Here is a 16,502-nt window from a genome sequence, read left to right as displayed (position 1 = left end):
CGCGCGCATGCCGTTTGCGCAGCACGCGCTATAGGTGCTATAGGCGCTATACGCGAAAATCTGCGGCCATGTCCTCGTCACTGCGTGCGACCAGCTTTCCCGAGCGGCAGGCGCGAATGAAAGTCTCGTAGTCCTTCTCGTTCTGTGTCGCGTAAGCCAGCGCATACTCGGTCATCGCGTCGGCCAGACGCTTCCCATCGCCCGCATATGACGAGATTTCGACCGCCATGCCCCCCGACTTCGCATGCGCCCGCGCGAGCGCCCAGCCGCAAATGCGCGCGTAACCCGACAGAATCGTGTCGCTCATCCGTTCAACGTCGGCCGATATTTTCATGTCGCGCAGCTGACGGAAGTAGAAATTGCGGCCATTGGGTCCGGTCGTCCAGCCAAGAAATGCATCGCTTGCGGCTTGCAGCAAGCGCTGGCCGGCAACGACACGCAGCCCCTCGTGCGTGACCTTGCCTGTCGGGAAGTAGCGGGATACGACCGATTCGCGCGCCTCCTTGACTTGCAGGAACAATGGCTTGCCGTGAGCGTCGACGAACAGCATGACGAGACAGAACGTGCCCACGCTGCCGACCCCGACCACCTTGAACGCAATGTCCTGAAGCTGAAATTGATCGATGAGCGCACGCCTGTCGACCGGCAACGTGCCCAGATACTCGTCGAAGGCCTGTGCGAGCTTCCCCTTCCAGGCCTTGGTGTCCGACCACGCCTTCGCGTTGCCCAGCAATGAATTGGGACCGGACGGATGAAACAGGGCAGGCGGGGCATCCTGAAGGATCCACTTGCCATCCACACGCTTGGCCATCTTGCCGAGCAACGCCTCGTGCGAACGGCCAGCAGCCTTCTCCGCCGTCTTTCGAATCAGACGCCGCCCCTCACCTGTTACGGCGGTTTCCGCCATCCGGTCGAACGTCACAATCTCGTGCCAGAGATCGAGCGCGCTGTAGCCTGCATACTCGGTCATCCGCTCGCAATACTCGCGCACGGCAGATGTCACGATATCCTTGATCGTGCCCCGGTCCACGCCCATATGCTCGCCGGCAATGGCAAAACTGGCCGAAAGCCGCTTGAGGTCCCATTCCCATGGGCCGGGGGCGACTTCGTCGAAGTCGTTGAGATCGAAGACGAGTTGCCGCTCCGGTGTAGCGAAACCGCCGAAATTCATCAGATGGGCATCGCCGCAGATGGGGAAATGGAACCCTGTCGTGGCAGTTCTCGCCAGATCGTGCGCCTGAAGCACGGCGCTGCCGCGATAGAACGTGAAAGGGGAAACAGACATCCGTCCGAATCGCAGCGGCACCAGCGCGTCGACCCGGCCAGCGCTGTTCTGTCGCAGCAACGTCACGGGATCGCGGTCCACGTTGCCGACATCCGCCTGCGCAGAACGCGCCAGGCGCTCACGCGCCATCTTGCCTGCGGCCCTGCGCTGCTCCAAAGTCAAATCAACGGGCATGGCTCACCTCCTGCGCTCACATGAATGCAGACGCGATTGCGTCCGCCGCTCTTGGCCGCGTAAAGGGCTTCATCCGCCGCTTGCAGCAGCACTTCGGGTTTGCCCGCCGGCAGCCCTCCGGTAGAGGCAACGCCGATGCTGACCGTTATGTGGCCATGCGGTGTGCCCTCATGGACGATCGCAGCCGAGCTCACAGCCGTACGTACGCGCTCGGCAACGTCCCGGGCACCGCGGGATTCCGTATTCGGCAACACGACCATGAACTCCTCGCCGCCGTAGCGCCCGGCAAAATCGCCGGGGCGCCGGATCGATTCCCCGATGGCATGGCTCACGGCAACCAGTGCGTCGTCACCTGCGGGGTGGCCATACCGGTCGTTGAATGTCTTGAAATGGTCCACATCGATAAACAGCAACGACAGCGGCACGCGCTCGCGTATCGAGCGACGCCACTCCCGGTCATAAGCCTCGTCCAGTGTGCGCCGATTGGCCAACCCGGTCAGCGGATCCGTGCTCGCCAGTCGCTGTAGTTCGAGTTCGGCGGCATGGCGCCGCTGGCGTTGTTTCCGGAGCAGGACGACGAGTATCAGACAGGCCGCGCCGAGTGCCGCCGTCAGCCCTCCCACCCACAGCGCGCGCTCGCGCCATCTGACATATATCTCGCTCCTGGGCGCCCGAATCTCGATCAGCATCGGCAAGCCCGGCACCGGCTGCCTGACGTAAAGGAATTCGCCGTCGGCTCCAGAGGTTGCAGCGGACTCCCCGGATGCGACCGCCGAAGTCGATGCGCCCATGCTCGCCGAGGCGGGCACATCGCTCGCGACGGATATGCCGGCCGCCGTTGACTTGACCAGCGCCGTGCCGTCACCACGCAATAGCGAAACGACACCCCGCGTGCCCGGCGCGAGTCCCGCGAACAGGCGCGAGAAATAGCGAGCGTCGATCGTGACGATGCCCACACCTGCGAACGCACCGTCATCGCGCCGGATGCTGTGCGTTATCAACAAACCGCGCCCGGCGCTCTGCGGACACAACGCCGGCGATGTGGAGATTGAAAGTGTGTCGCTGCCACCTTGCCGCCGCGCGTCGACGATTCGCTGGACGAAGGGAAGATCGAGGCAACTTGTTGAGGGCAGCGCTTCATAGACGACCTGACCCGTTTCGGCCACGACCACCGCCTGAGCGTCCGTCCGGGCCTGCGCGCTTGCCGGTTGACCGAACCTCGCCCGGCAGTTCGACAGCTGTACGCCCGGATCGCCACGACCGGCTGCGCCAAGCATATTGAGTCCGAGTGCGCAGGTCGCGATGTCATCGCCCACCACCCGTGCCACGAGCCTGGCCACGCGCAGGTTCGCCTCGCGCGCGTCGTCGCGCACCGCGACACGGCCTTCATACAGCAGCGTCGCGCGCACGCCAACCACGATGACCACGGCGAGACCCGCGGCCACGACCGTCAGGCCGAGCGCACCGAACCAGCGGCCGGCGGTTCGCGATGGAGGATGTGGAGTAGGGGGCGAGTTCATGTTCCCGTGCGCACCATGGCAACGTGACCTCATTCTTTTCGCAATCGCGGCGCCGGGCTATCGGGAATGGGGGCAACGGTATTGCCCGTTCGGGCAATGCCGTTGCCCCAGACACCGATGGTCTACGAGCGGGGCAGCCGCGACAATGGCTCACGGCGACTAGTGTGCACTGCAACGTCAACGACGCGAGTGGAGTATGGCGGCGACACGACATACGAGTAAGCGCGCCCGTGTGTGTGGAACCCGGCGCAATCTTCGCTGGCCACCCGCCATCTGGCCTGCCCTGCTCGGCGCCCTGTCCTGCCTGACGGTGGCCGCCCCTGCGGCGCTCGCCCAGACCACGCCGCTGCGTGTCGGCACCGACGTGCGCAGTCATGCGAACAGCGTGCTGGCGATCATGAGCTACACGACCGTGCCCGATGTCACCACGAGTTCGCTGTCGATCAATAACGGATCGACGGGCAATCCCGGCTTCTGGCAGACACAGCTTGGCGGCGGCTTTACGATCAGCCGTTCGTTTCCGCTCTACCTGGAGGGCACGCTCGCCTACAGTCGTTACGATCCGACGTTCATCGCCTCGGACGGCTCCGAGTCCCGGGCGCTTCCGGTGCGGTGGAACACGCTTAGCACCACGGTCGGCGTGGGATGGGACTTCCGTCTGGCAGACGAATTGGTGCTTCGCCCCATTTTGAACGGCAGCCTGGGCCGGGTCGTGAGCGACCTGCGCGTCGGCGAAACCCTGCTTGACCGCGCGACCGATCTCGATACGCAATTTCTCAAGAATGGCGCGCTGAACGCTTATGGCCTTGGCGGATCGCTCATGCTCGACTTCGAGCACTATCGCGAGGCCTACGAGATCGACGTCGAACTGCGTCTGACGAACATTCATCTGCGCAGCTTCGGCAGCTCGTCCGCGGGCGTACAGGGTAACGCCAACGCTCAGCAATTGAGCCTCTGGTCGCGTTGGCGTGCGCCGACCGGCCTGCGTGCGCTCGACCGGCCGGTGCGCTACGTGCTCGAGGCGGCCTATTCGCAGTATTTCGGCGATAGCGCCGGCGTTCTGGGTTTCAACAATCTGACGTCGTTGGGGGTTGGGCTGGAGCTGGACAGCAGCAAGTATCCCGTGGTTGTCACACGTACGCGGCTCATGGCCCGTTACGTCTTCGGACGCAACGTGCAAGGCGTCTCTTTCGGATTCGCCATGAGCTTCTGAGCTGCCACCGCGCTGCCCGTCAAATGGACTCGGGCCCGCGGTCTTGCGCCGGACGCGCGCACACGCCATCGGGGTTTAGGGCAACCAATTTGCCCCCCGGGGCATCGCACTTCGCGCGAGAATGGCGTCGGGTCCGCCGTGGTATTTCAATCAGGAGCATCCATGATGATCTGCATGGCTACGCACGCGAATTCTGCCGTCAGAATGCGAAGCGGCACGATGCGATCATTAGGCCGGAAAATGGGCGGCGTGCTCGCAGGCCTGTCGGTGTCGCTGTTGGCATGTCTGCTGATGCTCACGGGCGTTCCGACTGCATCGGCTCAGGCTTCGCATCCGGGCGCCGCACAGGACGCACCCGCCGCCGACCTCCGATATATGGATCGCCCTATCGCGACATTCCGCGCCTCGCTTGGTGGGGCCACACCACAGCAGCGCGCCGAGCGCTCCTACGCGGTACTCGACGGCTTGCCGGAGAGCATCCTGCGTTTGCCCACGCAGGCCGTACAGGGGTCGCTGGGACAAAATCGCGGTATCGTCTTCCGACGTGGCGACCGCATTCTCTTTGCCCTGCTCGAAGGGGATGTCGACGAGGCCGACAGCCGGCCGTTTGACGTGATCGCAAGCGAAACCCAGACGCGGCTCGATGTCGCGTTAGCGGCCCGGCAGGCGCAACTGCACTGGCCTAACATCATCCGCGGCATACTTCTGTCGCTGCTGGCGACAGCGGTGCTGGTCATACTCGTGTGGACTGCCGGGCGGCTGCAAAGCCGCCTTCAGGAACGCATCCAATATGCCGTCGAAGCGCACTTGCTTCGTCGTACTTCAAAGACGTTCGACTGGACAGGCTCGGCATTCCAATTGGCACGGCAGATCGTGCAACTGCTTTTCCTTTTCTTCGTGGCCGCGCTGATCTACGTCTATCTTATTTACGTGCTGGAACGCTTTCCAGTGTCGGAACCGATGGGCGAGCGCCTCAGCGGCTTCCTCTGGAACCTGCTCAACACATTCGCGCTGGGCATCGTCAATGCAATCCCGGGGCTCATTGCGATCGCCGTCATCTTTGTTCTGACACGGGCGCTGCACAATCTCATCAATAATGTCTTCTCGGCAATCCAGCAGCGCCACCTCAACGTACCCGGTTTGCATCCCGACACCGCAGACGCTTCGCGCCGAATCGTGGCCATCGTCGTGTGGGCCCTCGCGTTGACCTTCGCTTACCCCTATTTCCCCGGTGCGCAAAGCGACGTGTTCAAGGGGTTGAGTGTGCTCCTCGGTCTTATGGTGTCCCTGGGCTCGGCGGGCATCGTCAACCAACTGATGAGCGGCATTGTCGTCACTTACAGCCGGGCGTTCCAGGCGGGCGACATGGTGCAGATCGGCGATACGGCGGGTGTGGTGGTCAGCGTGGACACCCTGTCGGTCAAATTGACGAACGTCAGGCAGGAAGAAGTCACGATACCCAATGCGGTGGTCGTCGGGGCCATTGTGCACAACTATTCAAGTCGCGACGGCAAGGCGCCAGCCCTGGTGAGCACGTCGGTGACGATCGGTTACGACACGCCATGGCGACAGGTGCAAGCCATGCTGTGTCTGGCAGCGGCACGAACGCGCAGCGTGGCGCAATCCCCTGCGCCCTTGGTCCTGCAGCGCGCCCTGTCGGACTTTTACATCGAATACGACCTGCATGTTGCCCCTGTGAACCCCGTGCAACGCCTCGTCATGCTAAGCGAGCTTCATAGCCAGATTGTGGACGTCTTCAACGAATTCGGCGTGCAAATCATGTCGCCGCATTTCGAGGAGCAACCGGAGGCGCCGGTTGTCATTGCGCCGGGAGGGTGGGCGCCGGCGCCCGCAATGCCTCAGAGCGATCCGGGCGAGACGCACGATGCCAAAGCATGACACGCGTCGCGGTCGCTGTTGGGAAAGGGGGAGTCAACGGCCAGAGCGTCGCCGGGCAAGCGCGCGTACTCGTGCAGATAGTCCACCATCATCAGATGCTCCGGGATCGCTGTCGGCCCGTAGACTTTGCCGTTGATCGTCAGCTTCAGGGTCTTTGTTTTCATGATTGATTGAGCGCCTTGCGAATTTTCTCCGGCGTCACCGGAAGGTCGCGAATCCGTGCGCCAATGGCATGAGCAACAGCGTTGGCCGCCGCCGGAATCGGCGCCACCAGCGTCATTTCTCCCGCGCCTTTGGCGATGTCCTCGTCTGCGAGCGCCGGCAGTACTTCTGCGGTGTACCGCCAGACCGCCACGTCCGATGCGCGGGGAACGTGATAACGAGGGAACAGTCAAGTGGTACATGCAGCGGATCTTCGACAAACTTGGCGTACGTAGTCGCAGAGAAGCCATCGAGACCACCCGGGCTCTGGGATTGTTCAGTTGACGAACGATCGTGCCCGCCCGCGCCCCCGGGATTGCCGGTATTCTCCATCTCAGCCCCTTCTTTCCTTGTTGACCCTTCGTCATGACGCCCGACTCGATCCCACTTGCCGCGTTTGCCCCGACTGGCGTGCTGCGTGCATGCATCAACCTTGGCAACCCGATTCTCGCCGGCACCGATGCCCAGTCCCGGCCCATCGGTATCTCGGTCGATCTGGCCGGGGCGTTAGCGAAACGTCTCGGCGTGCCGCTGGAACTGGTCGTGGTCGACGCCGCCGGGAAATCCGTCGAGACGATCACGAACGAACAGGCCGACGTCGGCTTCTTCGCCATCGACCCGCGCCGCGCCGCCACGATCGGCTTCACCGCACCGTATCTCCTCATCGAAGGCTTCTACCTCGTGCGCGAGAATTCACCCGTCGGAACGAACGCGGATGTCGACCAGGCCGGCACGCGCGTGGTCGTCGGCAAGGGCAGCGCTTACGACCTGTTCCTCACTCGCGAACTGCAACACGCGCAAATCGTTCGCGCGCCCACGTCGCCCGCCGTCATCAAGACGTTCATCGAAACCGGATGCGAAGTGGCGGCGGGCGTAAAGCAACAGTTGCAGCAGGACATCGCGCATCTGAGCGGATACCGCCTGCTGGACGAACGTTTCATGGAAATCCGTCAGGCCATGGGCCTGCCGATCACGCGCGGCGAAGCTGCGTCGGCCTACCTAAAGGCATTCGTGGAAGACATGAAACGTGAAGGTTTCGTGGAGGACGCGATGAAGCGCCACGGGATTACGGGCGTTAGCGTCGCACCCGCGGCGTGAGCGGCGGCATCGCCGCACCCGTTGCGAAAGCGATGCGAGCTATTCTCGATATTCGACATGATCGGCGTGACGAGGGCACTAAAATGTCATGTAAGTATAAAAAATATACTTACTGTTAAAGATGTGAGCGTGCCATGAAGGAGAACCCGTCGGGCTGTTCCGTGGAGGAATCGATGCGCATTCTGGGGGGACGCTGGCGTCTGCCCCTCGTCTCCTGCCTGCTCGACGGTCCCAAGCGTTTCAACGACTTGCGGCGCGACGTGCCCGGCATCTCACAGCGCATGCTGACGCTGGACCTGCGTGCACTGGAAGACGCGGGACTTATCAGGCGCACCGTGTATCCGGGCTCGCCGGTCAAAGTCGAATATGCGTTGTCGGAAGACGGCGAACGCCTGCGGCCGGTGGTCGAAGTGGTGAAAACGTTCGGACTCTGGCTCAAGGCGCGCGACGGGAAGCTTTGATTACGCAAGCCGTCGGGATATACCCGAAGTCATGCGTGGTATGCACGCGTGGAGCACACGTCCGGTGGGCCTGTGCGACACGCGTGAGCCGCACGCGGCACCCCCCGGTACAAATTGGGGTAGCGGTATGCAAATGACTGACTACACTTCCTAATTGCATACGGTGCAGGAAAACCGCTCAAGACGGTTCGTGTTACGAAGCTCGAAAGCGTCACGCATTGCGCCGTACGAAGGTAAAAATGGGGCCAGTGGAATAGCGTTTCCATTCCTTCACGGGAGGCATGTCCATGACGTGCCTGAACAAATGGATGATAGGCGCCTGTGTCGTCACGCTTAGCGGCGTGGCGATTGCCGAGGGCGCCGACTCGGGTTCATCCGAACGGATGATGATGGCCAACCTTGGGCCGTCACCGCTACCCGTACGTGTCCCGCCACCGCCTCCCCCCGTATCCGTGGCAGCGGTGCCGGCCGTCCCGGTGACGCTGTACCCGTTCGGCCGGGAGGGTCCGGAGACACCCGAGCGTGTCGACCGGATGACGGCGACCGAGACGAACGCGTTCCTCTATACGCGCATCGAGGCGGTCAACAGTGCGGTGCACGGCGACGACACCCGGCCTGCGAACTGGCTCGAATCGACACCCGCGGCCGACGCCGCGGCCGCCGCCAATACTTCGCGCAGCTATCTGAGCATCGGACCGAACCGGTCGCCCCAGTTGTCGCTTGTCCAATGGAACAACAGCGACGACAAGCTCGGCTCCGATCCGAAACGCGGCCTGTCGCTGAAGACAGAGGACTGGACGATCTCCGCGAGCGCGAAGATTCCGATTCTGCGCCAGAAGGATCTCGGCGCAACCGTGTACGTCAAGCGCCGCTTCTGATCGGCAGGACGAAATGACGATGGCCGGCGATTTGCCGCCTTCCGATGGCGCTTATGCCGCCGGCTTCACTGCCGTTACATCGATCTCCACCAACCATTCCGGGCGCGCCAGCGCCTGCACCACGATGCCCGTCGACACAGGGAACACGCCTTTGAGCCAGCGCCCCATCACGTTGTAGACCGCCTCGCGATAACGCGGATCCACGATGTAGACCGTGACCTTGCAGATGTCGGCGAGCTGGCTGCCGCATTCGTCGAGCAGCATCTTCACGTTCGCCATCGCCCTTTCGGTCTGCGCGGTGACGTCGCCGATACCGATCGACTCGCGCGTGTCGAGGTCCTGACCGATCTGGCCACGCAGATAAATGGTGTTGCCGGCGATCACTGCCTGACACAAGTCGTTGTCGAGCTTTTGCTCCGGGTAGGTATCGCGGGTATTGAACTTGCGAATTTGGGTGTGCGTCATGATGTTTCGGTGTCGAGTCTCGGTGAAATCGGAGGGCCTCGCTCAGTGTGCGAGGATCTTCGAGAGAAAACGTTGGGCGGCCGGGCTGGCGGCCTCGTTGAAGAACACGTCGGTCGGAGTGTCCTCGACAATCGCACCGTCCTCCATGAAAACGACGCGATGCGCCACGCGTCGCGCGAAACCCATTTCGTGCGTGACGACCATCATCGTCATGCCCTCGCGCGCGAGCGCGACCATCACGTCGAGGACTTCGTTGACCATTTCCGGGTCGAGCGCGGACGTCGGCTCGTCGAACAACATCGCCATGGGGTCCATCGAGAGCGCCCGCGCAATGGCGACACGCTGCTGCTGACCGCCGGACAACTGGCCGGGATATTTGTGCGCGTGCGCGGACAGGCCGACGCGATCGAGCAAGGCCCGCGCCTTGGTGCGCGCGGCGCCGGCGTCGCGCCCGAGCACGATCTGTTGCGCGAGGGTGAGATTGCGCGTCAGATCGAGATGCGGAAACAGCTCGAAGTGCTGAAAGACCATGCCGACCTTGCTGCGCAGCTTCGGCAGGTCCGTCGACTTCGCGCTCAGCGACGTTCCCGCCACGACGACGTCGCCCTTCTGAAACGGCTCCAGCGCATTGACAGTCTTGATGAGTGTCGACTTGCCCGAGCCGGACGGCCCGCACACCACCACGATTTCGCCCTTGCCGACATGCGTGGAGCATTGCTTGAGCACGTGGTGCGCGCCGTACCATTTATCGACGCCGCGGATCTCGATGATGGGTTGCGCAGTGCTCATTTGTCGAAGTGTCCCGCGCGGATCGACGCGCCGATCAGGTTGAGGATGAGACGGCCTGCCGTCACGCAGGAAATCAGGTTGGCGTCGTCCTTCTCCGGCTGAATTTCGACGATGTCCATACCGACGACGCGCCCCTTGCGCACCAGCCCGTGAATCAGCTTGCGCGCCTGCACGAAGGTCACGCCGCCGGGCGCCGGACCCGCAACCGCCGGCATGGTCGACGGATCCAGACCGTCCGCGTCGATGGTCAGGTAGTAGTTGCCGCCGTCGGGAATCCGGTCGAGCACGGCGTCCATGCCGATGTCGTGCAATTCGTACGCGGTGACCAGCTCCGCGCCGTATTCGCGCGCCGCGGCGAGGTCCGCGGGACGCCCGCTGCCCTGCGCGCGCAGACCGATCTGAATGATGCGATCGACGTGCGCCATCTCGGAGGCGCGCCGGATCGGGCTCGACAGTCCTTCACGCACGCCATTCACTTCGTCGCGCCAGTCCAGATGGGCGTCGATGTGCACGAGGGTGATCGGTCCCTTCTGGTCCAGGCCGCGCAGCACCGGCGTGGTAATGCCGTGGTCGCCGCCCAGCACGATGGACATCGCGCCGCCCGCGGCAATGCGGCGCACGGCGGCTTCGGCGCGGGCGTAATGCTCGCCCGGCTTCGACAGATCGGGAACGATGTCGCCGCAATCGACGAAGCGGATATCGTTGCGCCCTTGCAGGAGCGGGCCGTCGATATCGAAGTCGTAGTGCTCCGGGCGGCGCACGACGCGGTCCGTCGCCTGTCGAATCGCGGACGGTGCGTTCGTCTGATCGTTGCTGAAATCGGACGCCGCGTAAGGCGCGCCGTAGGGCATGCCGAGCACGGCGATGTCGGCCTTGAGATTGTCGATGTCGAGATCGAGCTCCGAGTACAGCAATGTCGGATGCCCGGTGCGCGGTGCGACGGTGTAAGTCGTCATGAGAGTTGTCCTTTTCCTTTGGCGGAGAGTGTCGTGAGGGGCACGACGTCAGGTGTGCGGGTACGTCGCCCGACAACGGTTTCCAGACGTCGCCCAACACCGGCCAGCAACACGCTGCTGAGCCAGTAGATCAACGCCGTCGTGCCGAGCACTTCGACGTAAGCGAAAGTGTTTGCCGTGAGCAGATTGCTCTGATAGGTCATCTCCGGCAGGCTCATCACCGAAAAGATGGCGGAGTCCTTGAACATCATGATGACGAGGCTCGTCGTCGGCGGGATGAGAAAGCCGAACAGTTGCGGCGCGACGACGTGGCGCTGTGTCTGCCAATACGTCATGCCCAGCGATAGCGCCGCGTGTGTCTGCCCGCGCGCCACGCTGCGCAACGCCGCGCGCAGGATTTCGCAGAAATAGCCACCGGTGTAGAACGCCGTGCACCCCACGGCTACCGCCATGGCCGACGCGCCGATGCCCAGCTTCGGCAGCCCGAAGAACGACAGGTAGACGAGGATCAGGTACGGAATGTTGCGTACCAGTTCGACGTAAGCCAGCGCCACCGGCCGCAACAGCGTGCGCGACTGTGCTGCGTAAGCGCCGGCAATCCCGATCACCACACCGATGGGTATGCCGATGAGGCTCACGACGGCCGTGACGCGCAGGCCTTCGAGCAAGACGGGAATGGCTTCCCTGACGACGGAGAAATCAATGGCCATGGGGCAGCATCCTGGAGACGCGGCGCTCGCACACGCGCGACGCGGCCGAAATACAGAACAGAAGCACGAAGTACACCGCTGCCGTGATCGCGAAGACCTGCAGCGGCAAGTCCGTCTGCAATGTGGCGTTGCGCGCGACGGTGGCCAGCTCGGGTACGGCAATGATCGACATCAGCGACGACGCCTTGAGCAGGATCGTGAATTCGCTGGTGAGCGGCGGAATCGCGCGGTAGATGACCTGCGGCAACAGCACGTGGCGCCAGACCTGCGCGCCGCGCATGCCCATCGCGTACGCCGCGCAGCGCTGTCCGTACGAGATCGTGCCGAGCGCGCCGCGCAGAATCTCGACGATGTAGGCACTGGTGTTGCAGGCCAGCGCCGCCACGCCCGCGGTGACCGGCGAGATCGAGATATCGAACATCGCCGGGACCATGTAGTAGGCGATCAGCATGTGAATCAGCGCGGGGGTGCCGCGAATCAGGCTGACCCACAGCACCACGAGCGAGCGCAGTGGCGCGAACGGCGAGATACGTGCAAGCAGCAGCACGATCCCCAGACCCAGTCCGATCGCGAAGGCACCTGCCGAGGCCGCCAGCGTGGTGGCCGTCCCCGACACGACACCTTCGAGAAACGGTTCGATCACGCCGCTCATCGCTCCCATCCCCAGTGCATCGAACATGGCGGCGGCCGTCAAATCGCGCCTTGCGGCAGGTAGTTCTCTCGCGGCGTGTCCATCGGTGCGCCGAACCACTTTTGCTGCAGCGCCGCGAGCTTGCCGTTGGCGCGGAACTCGTCGAGCGAGTCGTTGATGAACTTGCGGATTTCGAGGTCGTTCGGATTCGCGACCCACGCGAGCAGCTTCGGCTGGCCGATCGAACCGGCGATGCGGAACACGTTCGGTTGCTTGCGCATCTGCACGGCAGCGATGTTCGACGGCATCAGCGCCACGTCGATGGTCTTGTTGGCGAGCGCGTTCGAGACATCCGGATATGCCTGGAACAGACGCGTGCCTGCGTAACCCTTGCCCGTCTTCGCCTTCAGCTCCTTCTCGAATTCGTCCGCCACCGGCTGCGACGACGATCCCATCTGCGTGCCGATGGTCTTGCCGGCGATGTCCATGTCGCTTTTGATCGCGGTCTCGTCCACACGCACCATCAGCACCGAACGTACGACACCGACCGGCTGGCTGAAGGCAAAGCGCCTGGCGCGCTCCGGCGTGATACCCACGCTCGTCGCCACGAAGTCGAACTTGTGCGACATCAGGCCGGGCAGCAGGCCCTGAAACGGCAGATTCATCTGTTCGAGCCTGACGCCAAGCCTGGCGGCCATCAGTTGGAGCACGTCGTGCCCATACCCGACCACCTGACCGTTTTCGACGAATTCGAACGGCTCGTACGCCGCTTCGGTGCCGACTGTCAGCTTGCCGCGCTTTTTGATGTCGGCAAGCGTGCCGCCTTCGGCGAAGGCCAATGTCGGCACGGCCGGCAGCGTCAATGCGGCGCTCGATGCAAGCGCCGCCTTTACAAAGGATCGTCTGGTCCAGGTCTTCATTGCTCGCCTCGCGTTTCGGGGTTGTCTGACGGGCGCGTCCGGCACGTACCGGTGTGTGGCGCCTCTGCAATCCAATGTATGCGGGCAAAAAGATCATGAAAAATGATTTTTTTATTGGTATGGTTTCAAAAAACGAAACCTTTTGTGAGGCGCGATCGGCAAACGATCCGTGCCGGGACGGCAGGGGAAAGGCCATGGCGAATCGGGATTTCAGCGAACGCGATTTGCGCTCGTTGCGCATCTTCTGTGCGGTGGCGCAGGCCAGCGGTTTTGCGGCCGCGGAGAAGCAGTTGAACATGTCGAAGGCATCGATCAGCCGGCACATCCGCGAGGTCGAGCAGACGCTGGGCACACGACTGTGCGAACGCGGCCCGTCCGGGTTCGTGCTCACGCATGCGGGCAAAGTCGCGCTGGAACTGGCGCGCGACGCACTGAAGTCGCTGGAGCGAATCCGTCCGGAGATCGATGCCGTGCGCGGCGTCCTTTCGGGCACGCTCTCCATCGGGATGGTCGAGCACATTCTGTCCGACGTGGGATGCCACATCCCCGAGGCGCTCGACGCGCTCAAGACGCAGGCGCCCGACGTCAAGGTCGAACTCACGGTGATGACGTTCAACGAGCTGGATCTGGCCTTGCGTGAGCGTCGTGTGCAGATTGCGATACGCGGAATGTACCGGCGCGAGGCCGGTTTTCACTACCAGCCGCTGTTCATCGAGCGTCACCAGTTGTACGTGGCGCGGCATCGCCTTGCGCAAGCCTCGACGTTGCCGCTCGTCTACCGCACGCAGCCGTTCGTGCACGAGGCGCTCAATACGCTGGGACTGACGCGAGGCCCGACGGCGTCGGGCCTGGAGGCGGTGGCCATGCTGGTGCTCTCGGGCCACTACGTCGGGCTGCTGCCGCGATATTACGCCGCGTCGTTTGCGAAACGTCATGCGCTGGCACGGGTGCCGTCGGGGCCCGAATATGAGAACGCGATCAGTGCGATCACGGAAGCGTCACGGCCAAGGACACGCGCGCTCGACCTGTTTCTGGACCTGCTGGCGCAGTTCCATCCGCAAGAATGAGACGGGACGTACCGCCCGGGAATCGCTCGCGGCTCGTGAGCGCCTCACAACCGCACGTGTGGCACTAAGCAAAGCAAAAAGCATCAGTTGGACTCACGCCGGCACGCTTCTAGAATGGGCAAGTCGTCCTTTTTCTGCCGGGAGCTGTCGTGTCCAGCCGTTCTGTTTCAAGGGTGTTCGTCACCGCCTTGCCCTCGTTCGTGTCCCCTGCTTCGATCGTTTCGTCCCAACGTCAACGCATTGGAGATCAGGTATGAGCCAGCTCCCCGCACCGGTTCTCGATCACGTCGTCATCAACGTCAAGGGCGAACTCGAAGCGTCCGTCGATACGTACCGCCGCCTGGGCTTCGCGCTGACCGAGCGTGGTCATCATTCGCTGGGCACGAGCAACCATCTGGCGATCTTCGGCGAAAACTATCTTGAATTGCTCGGCTACGAGGCAGGCAAGTCCACCGCGCGGCCGGACGTCACGCAAGCGCCGCCCGGACTGACCGGGCTGGTTTTCAAGACGCAGGATTCGCACGGGCTGTTCACAGCCTTGCAGGCACGGGGCATCGGCGTGGAAACGCCGGCCGAGTTCTTCCGCCCGGTACGTCTGCCCGACGGCACCACGCAGAACGCACGCTTTCGCACCGTGCGACTGGCCAGCGAACTCGTGCGCAACGGCCGCACGTTTTTCTGCCATCACTTCACACCCGAGCACGTCTGGCGCGACGAATGGCGCGATCATCCGAACGGCACGACGGACATCGTGGGCTTCGTGATCGCGTCGCCGAACCCGGCGGCGACCGCCGCGCTCTACGACCGTGTCTTCGGCCCTGGCATCCTCACCGCCACGGGGGACGAAGGGTATTCGTTCGCGGCCGGGCGCGCCCGCGTTCACTTCGTCACGCCGCGAGAAGCAGCACGGCGCTTCGGCAACGTCGAGACGACGGACGACGGCAGCGAGCGCAGCGTCGCGTTGATCCTGCGCACGCGCTCCCTCACCCAGACGCAAGCCACGCTGCGCGAGAACGGTGTGCCGTGGACGACGCTCGACGACGGCTCGGTGCTCGTGACGGCCGCGTATGGCTTTCACGTGGCGCTTCAGTTCGTCGAAGGGGAGGCGGCATGAGCGGGCAACCGACCTGGTGGCAGGTATTCGGCGTCGACTATGCGCACGCACGACAACGCTTTCGCGCCGCCGCCGACCGCGCCGGCGCGACGCTGACGTCATACGTACACCCGAGCGCCAAGGCGCCGGATGGCGGCGAACTCAGCGTGGACGTCGCCCGGCTCGGCGCGGCGCATGCACCGCACCAGTTGCTGGCGATCAGCGGCACGCACGGCCTCGAAGGCGGTGCAGGCTCCGCCGTGCAGACGGCATGGCTCGCGCATGCCGCCGGGACACTGCCGCCCGACGTCGCCGTGACCTTCGTACACGCGATCAATCCTTACGGTTTCGCGCACACCACGCGCACCACCGAGAACAACGTCGACCTGAATCGCAACTTCATCGACCATGATCGGCCGCATCCGGTCAATCCGCATTACGCGTCGCTGCACGACCATTTGATTCCCGCCGAATGGACGACCGAGGGGCTGGCACAGAGCTCGCTCGCCATCGACGCCTTTCGCGCGGAGCATGGCCCCGACGCACTGTTCAATACGCTGGCCAGCGGCCAGTACACACACGCCGACGGGCTCATCTACGGTGGACGCGCGCGCGAATGGTCCAACCTCACATTGCAGACGATCGTCGAGCGCGAGCTGTCGCAAGCGCAGCGTATCGGCCTGATCGACTGGCATACGGGTATCGGAGAGTACGGCGCGCCGTTCTTCCTGTGCTTTAACGCCGAGGGCAGCGACGAACAGCGCGAGGCCGTTCGCTGGTGGGGCGCGCAGCGCGTACTCGATCAACGTCCGCACGGGCTGCAACGCCCCGATTATCAGGGGCTCGTGTTCCGGGGCGTGGAGCAGTTTGCGAAGGGACGCCCGGTCATCGGCGCGGTGGTCGAATTCGGCACGCGCGGCGCAAACGCCAGTCTGGCCAACCGGCTCGATCAATGGCTGCGCTCACGCGCCCGGGTACATCCCGACGCCGTGCGCGACGCGCAGTTGCGCGCCGACGTGCTCGATGCCTTCGTGCCGGTCTCTTCCGTGTGGCGCAACAGTGTGCTCACGCATGGTTTGCAGATCACCGCGCAGGCGCTGCAAGGACTCGCCACGCGCGCATAGACACGCGGGGCGCGCGAG

Annotated in this window: 17 protein-coding genes; 8 read left to right on the top strand and 9 right to left on the bottom strand. The window is 63.6% G+C overall.

What is annotated here, in order from left to right; translation table 11 throughout:
* Positions 1 to 46 precede the first annotated feature (46 nt).
* Both AB870_RS03250 and AB870_RS03245 read right to left on the bottom strand, forming a co-directional pair.
* Positions 47 to 1,459: a DUF2252 domain-containing protein gene (locus AB870_RS03250; protein WP_047906922.1), complete on the bottom strand. Its 1,413-nt coding sequence runs from the start codon at positions 1,457 to 1,459 to the stop codon at positions 47 to 49.
* The gene (locus tag AB870_RS03245) at positions 1,444 to 2,979 is read right to left on the bottom strand and encodes a sensor domain-containing diguanylate cyclase (RefSeq protein ID WP_053059540.1); all 1,536 of its coding nucleotides are present in this window, start codon (positions 2,977 to 2,979) and stop codon (positions 1,444 to 1,446) included. Before AB870_RS03245 ends, AB870_RS03250 begins: the two co-directional genes overlap by 16 nt.
* 232 nt (positions 2,980 to 3,211) lie before the next feature.
* Here AB870_RS03245 and AB870_RS03240 point away from each other — a divergent pair, with 232 nt between their 5' ends.
* Positions 3,212 to 4,192, top strand: coding sequence for a hypothetical protein (locus tag AB870_RS03240; protein ID WP_335645727.1), 981 nt, complete (start codon positions 3,212 to 3,214; stop codon positions 4,190 to 4,192).
* 486 nt (positions 4,193 to 4,678) lie between these two features.
* Positions 4,679 to 6,091: a mechanosensitive ion channel family protein gene (locus AB870_RS03235; protein ID WP_167362668.1), complete on the top strand. Its 1,413-nt coding sequence runs from the start codon at positions 4,679 to 4,681 to the stop codon at positions 6,089 to 6,091.
* Here the strand turns inward: AB870_RS03235 and AB870_RS03230 are convergent.
* Positions 6,052 to 6,255, bottom strand: a complete 204-nt coding sequence (locus tag AB870_RS03230) for a hypothetical protein (protein WP_047906921.1) — start codon at positions 6,253 to 6,255, stop codon at positions 6,052 to 6,054. The two genes, AB870_RS03235 and AB870_RS03230, sit on opposite strands and share 40 nt — an antisense overlap.
* Positions 6,256 to 6,658: 403 nt before the next feature.
* On the opposite strand from AB870_RS03230, the gene AB870_RS03220 reads away from it, so the two are divergent.
* The 3 genes from AB870_RS03220 to AB870_RS26245 all read left to right on the top strand — a co-directional run bounded on the left by AB870_RS03220 (position 6,659) and on the right by AB870_RS26245 (position 8,729).
* Positions 6,659 to 7,390: an ABC transporter substrate-binding protein gene (locus tag AB870_RS03220; protein ID WP_047906919.1), complete on the top strand. Its 732-nt coding sequence runs from the start codon at positions 6,659 to 6,661 to the stop codon at positions 7,388 to 7,390.
* 134 nt (positions 7,391 to 7,524) lie between these two features.
* Positions 7,525 to 7,851 (top strand): winged helix-turn-helix transcriptional regulator, encoded by a 327-nt coding sequence (locus AB870_RS03215; RefSeq protein WP_047906918.1) that lies wholly within the window; start codon positions 7,525 to 7,527, stop codon positions 7,849 to 7,851.
* A 287-nt stretch (positions 7,852 to 8,138) separates the two neighbouring features.
* The gene (locus AB870_RS26245; RefSeq protein WP_157112213.1) at positions 8,139 to 8,729 is read left to right on the top strand and encodes a hypothetical protein; all 591 of its coding nucleotides are present in this window, start codon (positions 8,139 to 8,141) and stop codon (positions 8,727 to 8,729) included.
* Positions 8,730 to 8,780: 51 nt separating this feature from the next.
* On the opposite strand, the gene AB870_RS03205 is transcribed toward AB870_RS26245, so the two are convergent.
* The 6 genes from AB870_RS03205 to AB870_RS03180 are packed head-to-tail and all read right to left on the bottom strand — an operon-like array spanning position 8,781 to position 13,200.
* Positions 8,781 to 9,194, bottom strand: a complete 414-nt coding sequence (locus AB870_RS03205) for a RidA family protein (protein WP_174554712.1) — start codon at positions 9,192 to 9,194, stop codon at positions 8,781 to 8,783.
* A gap of 42 nt (positions 9,195 to 9,236) precedes the next feature.
* A complete protein-coding gene (locus AB870_RS03200; protein ID WP_047906915.1) occupies positions 9,237 to 9,983 on the bottom strand; it encodes an amino acid ABC transporter ATP-binding protein in 747 nt (248 codons plus the stop codon).
* Entirely contained in the window at positions 9,980 to 10,939 is a 960-nt protein-coding gene (locus tag AB870_RS03195; RefSeq protein ID WP_047906914.1) for an agmatinase, read from the bottom strand. The genes AB870_RS03200 and AB870_RS03195 overlap by 4 nt, the downstream gene beginning before the upstream one ends.
* On the bottom strand, positions 10,936 to 11,649 hold the full coding sequence (locus tag AB870_RS03190; protein ID WP_047906913.1) for an amino acid ABC transporter permease: 714 nt from the start codon (positions 11,647 to 11,649) through the stop codon (positions 10,936 to 10,938). Before AB870_RS03190 ends, AB870_RS03195 begins: the two co-directional genes overlap by 4 nt.
* Positions 11,639 to 12,328, bottom strand: a complete 690-nt coding sequence (locus tag AB870_RS03185) for an amino acid ABC transporter permease (protein ID WP_047906912.1) — start codon at positions 12,326 to 12,328, stop codon at positions 11,639 to 11,641. Before AB870_RS03185 ends, AB870_RS03190 begins: the two co-directional genes overlap by 11 nt.
* An 11-nt stretch (positions 12,329 to 12,339) precedes the next feature.
* Positions 12,340 to 13,200, bottom strand: coding sequence for a transporter substrate-binding domain-containing protein (locus AB870_RS03180; RefSeq protein ID WP_047906911.1), 861 nt, complete (start codon positions 13,198 to 13,200; stop codon positions 12,340 to 12,342).
* A 194-nt stretch (positions 13,201 to 13,394) separates the two neighbouring features.
* Between AB870_RS03180 and AB870_RS03175 the strand changes: the two genes are divergently transcribed.
* From AB870_RS03175 to AB870_RS03165, 3 genes are all read left to right on the top strand, one after another.
* Positions 13,395 to 14,267 (top strand): LysR family transcriptional regulator, encoded by an 873-nt coding sequence (locus AB870_RS03175; protein ID WP_047906910.1) that lies wholly within the window; start codon positions 13,395 to 13,397, stop codon positions 14,265 to 14,267.
* A 253-nt stretch (positions 14,268 to 14,520) separates the two neighbouring features.
* Complete coding sequence (locus AB870_RS03170) at positions 14,521 to 15,381, top strand: VOC family protein (RefSeq protein WP_047906909.1); 861 nt, start codon at positions 14,521 to 14,523, stop codon at positions 15,379 to 15,381.
* On the top strand, positions 15,378 to 16,484 hold the full coding sequence (locus AB870_RS03165; RefSeq protein ID WP_047906908.1) for a M14 family metallopeptidase: 1,107 nt from the start codon (positions 15,378 to 15,380) through the stop codon (positions 16,482 to 16,484). The genes AB870_RS03170 and AB870_RS03165 overlap by 4 nt, the downstream gene beginning before the upstream one ends.
* The last annotated feature ends 18 nt before the right edge of the window (positions 16,485 to 16,502 follow it).

This window comes from Pandoraea faecigallinarum, assembly GCF_001029105.3.
Classification (GTDB): domain Bacteria; phylum Pseudomonadota; class Gammaproteobacteria; order Burkholderiales; family Burkholderiaceae; genus Pandoraea; species Pandoraea faecigallinarum.
This window is presented reverse-complemented; position numbering and strand designations above follow the sequence as displayed.

Excerpts from the sequence above, each read along its gene's own strand:
- AB870_RS03200 (WP_047906915.1), bottom strand. The coding sequence starts at position 9,983 with ATGAGCACTGCGCAACCCATCATCGAGATCCGCGGCGTCGATAAATGG.
- AB870_RS03250 (WP_047906922.1), bottom strand. The coding sequence starts at position 1,459 with ATGCCCGTTGATTTGACTTTGGAGCAGCGCAGGGCCGCAGGCAAGATG.
- AB870_RS03185 (WP_047906912.1), bottom strand. The coding sequence starts at position 12,328 with ATGTTCGATGCACTGGGGATGGGAGCGATGAGCGGCGTGATCGAACCG.
- AB870_RS03165 (WP_047906908.1), top strand. The coding sequence starts at position 15,378 with ATGAGCGGGCAACCGACCTGGTGGCAGGTATTCGGCGTCGACTATGCG.
- AB870_RS03180 (WP_047906911.1), bottom strand. The coding sequence starts at position 13,200 with ATGAAGACCTGGACCAGACGATCCTTTGTAAAGGCGGCGCTTGCATCG.
- AB870_RS03190 (WP_047906913.1), bottom strand. The coding sequence starts at position 11,649 with ATGGCCATTGATTTCTCCGTCGTCAGGGAAGCCATTCCCGTCTTGCTC.
- AB870_RS26245 (WP_157112213.1), top strand. The coding sequence starts at position 8,139 with ATGACGTGCCTGAACAAATGGATGATAGGCGCCTGTGTCGTCACGCTT.
- AB870_RS03245 (WP_053059540.1), bottom strand. The coding sequence starts at position 2,979 with ATGAACTCGCCCCCTACTCCACATCCTCCATCGCGAACCGCCGGCCGC.
- AB870_RS03195 (WP_047906914.1), bottom strand. The coding sequence starts at position 10,939 with ATGACGACTTACACCGTCGCACCGCGCACCGGGCATCCGACATTGCTG.
- AB870_RS03170 (WP_047906909.1), top strand. The coding sequence starts at position 14,521 with ATGAGCCAGCTCCCCGCACCGGTTCTCGATCACGTCGTCATCAACGTC.
- AB870_RS03220 (WP_047906919.1), top strand. The coding sequence starts at position 6,659 with ATGACGCCCGACTCGATCCCACTTGCCGCGTTTGCCCCGACTGGCGTG.
- AB870_RS03175 (WP_047906910.1), top strand. The coding sequence starts at position 13,395 with ATGGCGAATCGGGATTTCAGCGAACGCGATTTGCGCTCGTTGCGCATC.
- AB870_RS03205 (WP_174554712.1), bottom strand. The coding sequence starts at position 9,194 with ATGACGCACACCCAAATTCGCAAGTTCAATACCCGCGATACCTACCCG.
- AB870_RS03215 (WP_047906918.1), top strand. The coding sequence starts at position 7,525 with ATGAAGGAGAACCCGTCGGGCTGTTCCGTGGAGGAATCGATGCGCATT.
- AB870_RS03230 (WP_047906921.1), bottom strand. The coding sequence starts at position 6,255 with ATGAAAACAAAGACCCTGAAGCTGACGATCAACGGCAAAGTCTACGGG.